This is a genomic window from Parafrankia soli (assembly GCF_001854695.1).
Lineage (GTDB): Bacteria > Actinomycetota > Actinomycetes > Frankiales > Frankiaceae > Parafrankia > Parafrankia soli.
Window position 1 is genome coordinate 1 of the sequence record NZ_MAXA01000182.1, and the last position, 1,256, is coordinate 1,256.

Here is a 1,256-nt window from a genome sequence, read left to right on the forward strand (position 1 = left end):
CCCAGTCGGCGCCGGCCGCGACGGCGTCGGCGACAGCCTGATCGCGCTCGGCGGAGAGTCTCTGCTCCCGCCGGGTCAGTTCGTGAAGGTAGGCCAAGGCGACAGTGCAAGGGCTGGCCTGCCTCGACGGCGGCCATTCCGGATCAAAGGTTCCCACACCCACAAAATATCCCATCGACAACGAACGTTGCCGATCCTGTGGACAACGCCCATTGTCGAAACGCCCGAAAATTGGAGGGCAAGACCTAGGAAAAATGGCGGCCGAAGCATTGCCGAATGACAACGGGCGTTGCCGACAACATGTTGTCGGCAACGCCCGTTGTCATTCGGGCGCGTTCGGTCGGCAACCACTGTTGTCGGTCGGGGTAGTCGTAGGCCTGCCGCCGTGACCCGGCGGCAGGTTCTGGGTATCGGGCAGGCCCACGCGTACCGGGGTAACAGTTCCCCGCGTAGGGTTACTGCGCAAGCCGACGTTCGTGGAGTCACTGGCAGGCTCGCTCCTGTCGGCAGGGCGTGGAGAACGCCCGGCGGCGACCAGAAACGACGACGAGCGGGCGGCGTTCGCCCGACCACCGCGGGAAGGCGGGAGTGCCAGTGGTGACCGGAGAACTCATGGGCAGAGCGGGCCAGCTGATGCTGGCGGCGCTCACCCTGAGCAACGAGACTACCATGATCGTATTCACGATCCTGGTGGCGTTTCTCTTCCTGGCCTGGGTCATCAGCAGCGACGCACGTACCCGGCGACTGTCCAACCTGATGCGTTCCCGGAACGGAGGCGCCCGGCGATGACAGCGGTCGACGACATGCGGTCGCGGGCGGAGGTGGCTCACGCGGCCGGGGTGGCGCCTCCGGCGGTGAGCAACTGGGCCCGCCGGCACCCGGAAGAATTCCCCGCTCCGACGTACGCGGCGGGGCGTGAATATTATTCGGCGCCCGCGCTCGCCGCCTGGCTCGACAAGCGACGCATACCCAGGAACGCGCTGCGTGGCGACGAAACCGTCGGCACCACCTACGGCCAGCGGTTCCGGAAAAACCTCGGCCTTTCCTCGCCCGTCCCCGTCGAAACGGCACTCGAGCCGGAGACGAAGGAGATGGAGACGGAGGCTATTCTGACGAAACACCTTTGGAAACCGCTGGAAGATCTGTGGGGTAGCACCGGAATCGGAGGAAGCCTCGAGCCGGTGCTGTCTCTGCTCCTCGTGCGTGGCTCCGACATCCGGCAATGGGCGCAACTGACCGCCACCAGGAGCGGCGTC

1 protein-coding gene and 1 pseudogene are annotated in these 1,256 nt (G+C 65.8%); both read left to right on the top strand.

Annotation, left to right across the window (positions count from 1 at the left end):
* Positions 1-597 precede the first annotated feature (597 nt).
* Positions 598-789 carry a hypothetical protein gene (locus BBK14_RS14985; protein ID WP_071063020.1) on the top strand — a complete coding sequence of 64 codons (192 nt, stop codon included), beginning with the start codon at positions 598-600 and terminating at the stop codon, positions 787-789.
* Positions 786-1,256 (top strand): annotated as a pseudogene (locus BBK14_RS14990) (N-6 DNA methylase); the annotation flags it as partial. The gene BBK14_RS14985 and the pseudogene BBK14_RS14990, both read left to right, overlap by 4 nt.